The 6,523-nt window shown below is 37.1% G+C and carries 6 protein-coding genes and 1 tRNA gene; 5 read left to right on the top strand and 2 right to left on the bottom strand.

Annotated features, from left to right (window positions below; translation table 11 throughout):
- Nucleotides 1-65 precede the first annotated feature (65 nt).
- From rph to WFH04_RS15200, 5 genes are all read left to right on the top strand, one after another.
- Nucleotides 66-824, top strand: coding sequence for a ribonuclease PH (gene rph, locus WFH04_RS15180; protein ID WP_336824899.1), 759 nt, complete (start codon nucleotides 66-68; stop codon nucleotides 822-824).
- Complete coding sequence (locus tag WFH04_RS15185) at nucleotides 817-1,428, top strand: XTP/dITP diphosphatase (protein ID WP_336824900.1); 612 nt, start codon at nucleotides 817-819, stop codon at nucleotides 1,426-1,428. Before rph ends, WFH04_RS15185 begins: the two co-directional genes overlap by 8 nt.
- Nucleotides 1,425-1,922 (top strand): metallophosphoesterase, encoded by a 498-nt coding sequence (locus WFH04_RS15190; RefSeq protein ID WP_336824901.1) that lies wholly within the window; start codon nucleotides 1,425-1,427, stop codon nucleotides 1,920-1,922. The genes WFH04_RS15185 and WFH04_RS15190 overlap by 4 nt, the downstream gene beginning before the upstream one ends.
- A 75-nt stretch (nucleotides 1,923-1,997) precedes the next feature.
- Nucleotides 1,998-2,071: transfer RNA gene (locus WFH04_RS15195), tRNA-Arg, on the top strand.
- A gap of 489 nt (nucleotides 2,072-2,560) precedes the next feature.
- The gene (locus WFH04_RS15200) at nucleotides 2,561-3,037 is read left to right on the top strand and encodes a hypothetical protein (protein ID WP_336824902.1); all 477 of its coding nucleotides are present in this window, start codon (nucleotides 2,561-2,563) and stop codon (nucleotides 3,035-3,037) included.
- 1,678 nt (nucleotides 3,038-4,715) lie between these two features.
- Here WFH04_RS15200 and WFH04_RS15205 read toward each other — a convergent pair.
- Nucleotides 4,716-5,588, bottom strand: coding sequence for a DUF2268 domain-containing putative Zn-dependent protease (locus tag WFH04_RS15205; RefSeq protein ID WP_336824903.1), 873 nt, complete (start codon nucleotides 5,586-5,588; stop codon nucleotides 4,716-4,718).
- Between the two features lie 175 nt (nucleotides 5,589-5,763).
- Nucleotides 5,764-6,087: a hypothetical protein gene (locus WFH04_RS15210; RefSeq protein ID WP_336824904.1), complete on the bottom strand. Its 324-nt coding sequence runs from the start codon at nucleotides 6,085-6,087 to the stop codon at nucleotides 5,764-5,766.
- Nucleotides 6,088-6,523 lie beyond the last annotated feature (436 nt).

Here is a 6,523-nt window from a genome sequence, read left to right on the forward strand (position 1 = left end):
TTTTGCTTTGATGAAAATGACTATGATAAGATAAATGCTGATATGAAAAGTGGAGGTTATCCAAGATGAGACATGATGGAAGAACCGCAAATACAGGAAGACCCGTAACGATAGAAAAGGATTATTTATTGCATCCTGAAGGTTCTGTATTGATTTCGGTTGGGAATACAAAAGTAATATGCACAGCGACGATTGAAGAACGTGTGCCTCCATTTTTAAGAGGGAGCGGGCAAGGCTGGGTGACAGCTGAGTATTCAATGTTGCCGCGAGCGACTGGACAAAGGACGCAGCGGGAATCTTCGCGTGGCAAAGTTGGAGGACGTACGATGGAGATTCAACGTCTTATCGGCAGAGCGATGCGCGCAGTAACTGATTTGGAGGCTTTAGGAGAGCGGACGATTTGGATTGATTGTGACGTCATCCAAGCTGACGGCGGAACGAGAACAGCTTCCATTACAGGAGCTTTCGTCGCCATGGCAATCGCAGCCTCCAAATTATTTTCAGCGAAGGAATTGAAAAAGTTCCCGATCCGGGATTTCTTAGCTGCTACAAGTGTAGGTAAAAACGAGGATGGTACTTTGTTGTTAGATTTAGATTATGTGGAAGACTCATCCGCTGCTGTTGATATGAACATTGTGATGACTGGGAATGGAGAATTTGTCGAAATGCAAGGAACTGGCGAAGAATCGACATTTACACGCGCTGAGATGAATGGGTTGATTGATTTGGCAGAAGTAGGCATACAGCACTTAATTGACATCCAAAAAGACGTGTTAGGCCCAATAAGCGATATGATTGGCAAGGAAGTGACAGAAAATGAATGAAGTGTTAATTGCAACGAATAATGCAGGAAAGGCAAAAGACTTTGAAGCGTTGTTCAAGCCCTTTGGCATCCGGGTGCTTACGTTAAAAGATCTTGAAGAGGAGATTGACGTTGAAGAGACGGGTACAACGTTTGAGGAAAATGCAATTCTAAAAGCGGAGACTGTCGCCAAACAATTAGACAAGCTTGTAATTGCGGATGACAGCGGCTTGGAAATTGATGCGCTTTCTGGTGCACCAGGCGTCTATTCAGCGCGTTATGCGGGGCTTGAAAAGAATGATGATGCAAACATTGATAAAGCTTTAAAAGAGCTGCAGGGCGTCGCTGAAGCGGACAGAACGGCGCGTTTCCGCTGCGTGTTAGCCGTTGCAGGACCAGGTGTTGAAACTGTGACGTTTTCAGGAAGCTGCGAAGGGTTGATTTTGGAGGAACGTCGAGGAACGAACGGTTTTGGATATGATCCTATTTTCTATTTGCCGGAAAAAAGGTGTTCGATGGCTGAATTATCTCCTGAGGAAAAAGGAGAAATTTCGCATAGAGGAGCAGCTTTGGCTAAACTGAAAGAACATTTGCCTGTTTTGTTGGGCAAAGGGCGTGTTGAATGATGAAAATCATTGTAATGAGTGACTCGCATGGTGATCGGGAAACGGTGAAAGCCGTTTCCGAATTGCCAGCGGATGCTTATTTTCATTGTGGAGATAGCGAACTGTCAAAAGATGATACGGTTTTAAAAGGGATGCATATTGTAAAGGGTAATTGTGATGTTGACTCTGCTTTTCCTGATACAGTTGTGACGTCGGTAGTCGGGAAAACGATATTGATGGTGCATGGGCATATGCATGATGTGAAACGGACGTTGCTGCCGTTGTATTACGCTGCACTAGAGAACAAGGCAGACGTTGTGTTGTTCGGTCATTCCCATTTATACGGCGCTGAGATGAAGGACGGCATTCTGTTTTTGAATCCCGGAAGCACATTATTGCCGAGGGGCGGCAAGCAGGCAACTTTTGCCGAAGTGGAGTGGGGAGATACAATCCGGATTTCATTCAAAAATATGGCTTTTGAAGAAATTGATAGAGTGGAAATGAAGAAAGTTTAAAAATATCGTTGACATTTCTTCCAAGTATGCCTATAATAAAATTTGTCGTTAGCAAACATTGGTTGCTTAAGACATGTCTCAGTAGCTCAGCTGGATAGAGCAACAGCCTTCTAAGCTGTGGGTCGGGGGTTCGAATCCCTCCTGGGACGTACAAGAGCACGATGAAAAATCCATTTTATAAGGGGTTTTAGAAATTAGGGATTCTGTCAGGGCTTCGGTCACTTGCTCAGGATTCCTTTTTTCTATCCTAACATATTATGTAATAAGACATAAAATAATCTTCCAATTCAACTGAATGGGGGGTTTTTTTGTTATGGCTATTATTTGATGTGGGCTTCATTCTGCCAACTAAAGAGTTCACCATTTCTATTAAGGGCAGAAGGTGGCGGAAACTCACTACAAGAAGAAGGGTTCTTTGAAATGTAAACAATCCGCTTGTAAGATTAGTGATTAAAGAAGAAAGCTTCATAAGAAAGTTGTATCCGTTATTAAGGTTGGGGGATATTTGGAGGAAGTCCGAAGAAAAGAACTTATGTTCAATGTATAAATTTCTTGCGATCGGTTCAGATATGAATCAATTGTTTTCTATTGTTATAACTGTTCGAAAAATCCGACCACTCATTATATAATGGTGGAAGATGTTAATTTCTTCTAAAGGGGTGGTTATCATTGAAACCGTAATGAAAATTCGAAATGAAAACAAAAAAGGGCTTTGGGTGGTAATAATTACACTGCTATCCTTACTACTACTTTTTTTGCTCACTCACTTTTTCACTATATACCCCGGTGGATACTCTATTGAAAAACGGAGCGGTGAGGTGTTAATTGAAAAAGGCGCAAATAGTAAAGGTGTCGTATTAAATAACAATGTGCTGGATGAGCTGAAAATAGCTTCTTTAGAAAGTAAAATAACATACATTAAAACTCTTTGGTATGTAGGTTTATTATTTACAGCAACATGTTTAATAGGAACAGTCACTTTTAAAAGATTGATGTTTAAGAAAGCTGCTATTATAACAGTCTCATTATATGTAGTTTTAGCTATCTTGATTATCTTCTCGTATGCAAGCACAATATCATCAATAGAGAATTCAATTAATGATCTAATTAAATAAAATAAAAAGAGGTTGGTCTAAGCGTGGCTGCTGAAAAACTTACGTTTATTAATTTTGTTAGGTGTGCTGAAATTTTAAAAGGCGACATTTCGTTACAATCCCTTACTCTGCTCCTTTCATTAAGGTGAGAATTCGTTTGAGATTGACGGCAAAGATGGCCATTGTGCATAACATTTGCATGCCAAATAGAGCTGTGAGTGTGGCTAATCATACTCCGTAATTATATTTCAATTCATCATTTTTCGTTTCGATTTTGTGGCAAGATTTGGATTTTCCTTGAAATTCCACACCGTTTTAAAGGTTTTGTTTTTGGCACGACAACCGTAGATTGCCATAAATGGACTTAGGTTTAAGGTTTCTTGACTGTAGACCATCGGGACACCACCTGAATTTAAGGATTCGGATGAAGTCGCGGATGGTGCAATTGATGTGATGGCTTATTTGGATATTGGTTTGAAGAATTATTTGATTAAAAAAGGAGGGTGCTGGATTGACTGCTCAGGTTTAGTTGCATATTGGAATACAGTGTGACAGAATTATCTTGACTAACTTCGGGGAATAATAGTCGCAGTTATAGTAGCATTTGTTGATTATTTAGTTCTTGTCAATAGAATGATGGATGCTTACGATTCGATTCCAGGTCCGAAGCGTAATTGGAGATATGTTTGATATGAGATGTAGGTGCTATGAAGGATAAAAAATATTTGAAATCAACATTTTTTTCAATTGCTATTATTAGCATACTTTTATACTCATTAATAGGAATTATTAGTCAACTGAAAAATGGAGGATTTCCTAGGGCTACTTCTATTATTTTATTTTTATATTCAGTTTTATTATTTTGGATTTTCTTTACGAAAAAGAAGAGAGAATAAATTATTTTGTGTTTTGGAAGATAAGTGAGTTAGTGAGTATAAATATGAAAATAGTTTTAAAAGAAGAAGATATTTAGCGGGAATATAGTTATTAAAGGGTGACGTTTTCGTTACTCTCTTTCTTTTTATTAGGCGTTTGTCAATGCCTTTTCGTGGTAGCGGAGCGGAAAGGAGGCAATTTCAGGGGTGATTATATGAACTATTATTTTACGTTTTTATGTTTGGTTTAATCGTGTTTTTAAATTTAGGTTTTTATTTACCGTTTTTAAAGAACAAAGATTAAATACTTGCAGATAAGTAAGGAGTGGCGATATCGCCACTCCTTTTGTTGTTTTTGGATAAATGATTATAAAAAAGTAATTGATTAGGAGGGGGGTAGGTTGTATGGAGAATTGGTAATTATGTAGCAACATATTTTCTGAAAAAAGATGGGAAGCAGGTGGACAGATTAATGCAGAGTGGTTTTCTGCATAACTTATGGCGGGAGGCATCCGCAAGCGCCGAAGCGTGTTTAGGGAAATCTCATTGTTTGTACTACTATGAACAGACATTTTCGGTGTCCTCATTTTTTTTAGCTGGGTGTTTTACTTGTGATAGTTTAAATGCTATAGAACAGCGAAAATCATAACCGCCATCCGAAACGAAATTTAGTCATAAGAAGAAGGAGAGGAGGTTTGCTAAACAGCTTCCAAAAAAGAATAGTGATTTCTTTAAAATCTTGTTATTTTCCTCTCCCTATAAAAGGTGATTCGCACAGTTAAATGAGAACTACTCAAAAAAATTTGTAGCCCTTTGATAAAAATCTACTGATAGTTTGCTATGTAGTTCCCTTCTTCAAATATTTCTTTCGGACTTTTGGAAGTCCATTCTTCTACGTTCATATCGGGATACACATTTAAGTAAGATCTAATCATTTTGTATCCTTCGCTATAGCCGTAATTGCGAGGGAAGCCTTTAGAGCCACCTTCCATTATATCCTGAATAAATTCAGAGGTTGCAACACTCTCAAGATAGGGTTCAACCTTACTCCAGTGTTCTTTGTTAAAGGTTTCATCGACATAATAATGAACATGGTTTAAATCGGGATACACCAAGGTTTCAAACATCATTGCTCCTCCTTCCACAATTAAGCGATCTAATCCTGTTTCGAAATGATTTTTGTTATAATGTTTTCCCATCCATACACTATGATGATACTCATGGAACATACCTGTTTTATATCTAATGTCGGGCCTACTATGAAAGACGATAATTTTCCCGGATTCAAGTGTGAACATATCGGAAGGAAGCTTATTATTTTCAGGAAATACACATACTGTTGTTTTTTCATCTATTGGAAGTATGTCAGAGGATTTTATAAGTGATTCCTCAAATAATTCGTTTAAATGATCTGAATTTATTGATTCAACTTGTGTCTTAAAACTTTCAAAATCAGCTTCTCTTGGAACCCAATTAAGTACAGTAGCTGAATCTGCAAAATCCGAGTCCTCAAAACAGGCCTCATATACAGGCTGTATAACTTCTTGTTGGTATAAATTATAATGTGATTCATCTGGCTTCTCTTTTGCAGCTTCAAAATAATTTTCATATAGCAAGTAAGCGTGAATGATAGTAAATTCTTGCCCTGTATTTGGGTTGTTAAAAGAATAGGTTATATTCTGCTGTTCATTTTTCAAATCTATGTGCTCGTGAGATTGTTCACTTTTCTCGCAGGCTGATAAAGTAAAAAGTAGAATCAGACAAAATGAAAGTAAAACTTTTTTGACGGTTGTTATGAATCTCATCTCCATTCACTATAGTTTCTTTAGTGCTCTATTAAGAGTGAATTTGTTGTTGATAGAAATAATACAGTTAAATAAAGTACTCATAATAGTGAAAAATCGTCAAACATAAACTTAATACCATGTATAACACTATTCCTGTCATAATTGGTGAAAAACGAAATCGAAACAGTTTCACTCCACCTGTATCCTGTCCTGTCATTCTTTTTGCGCTGACGTTATATGCGTTTTGGTTTTGCGTATTAAAATATAAGAACAGCCACGGTATCGCAAATAGTAATATACTTCCTAAGAAAAGAAACTCCATAAGTTCCCAGTTGATTAATATAGAGATTGCCCACAACAAACCTGTTTCGATTAACATAGTTAGGATTACAATTACGATCTTTTTCAATAAAATCCTCCTGTTCTATTATAATGGCTCGTTTGTAAAAGACTGTATCTTTAGGCACTTCTATGCAAAGTCTTGTAATAAGTATATCATTTCTGTTTCCGAAAGTTCTGTTTTTTAATGGATTTTTATTCGAATATATTCTTAATAAACTGTCTTATAGATAACTGAAGGCAAACTTTCATACTTATCACTATAAAAGTCATGTATGAGAGTCTGTCATATAGTGGGAAGGTCGAGGGGGAACAGTAAAACATTTTTGTAATAAATATGCGATGTGGTCTTCATATAATGCTTTACAAGCGTTAAATGAAGAATTTCTTCATTGCAGACTGTAGACAAAAGGGTTGGAAATCGAATTGATTTCCAACCCTTTTGTCAATTATGAAGTTATTTTAACGGAAAAAGGCCTTTTTATCTCGTAATATTAGCTTCTATT

The sequence above is a fragment of the Sporosarcina sp. USHLN248 genome, from assembly GCF_037144575.1.
GTDB classification, from domain to species: Bacteria; Bacillota; Bacilli; order Bacillales_A; family Planococcaceae; genus Sporosarcina; species Sporosarcina contaminans.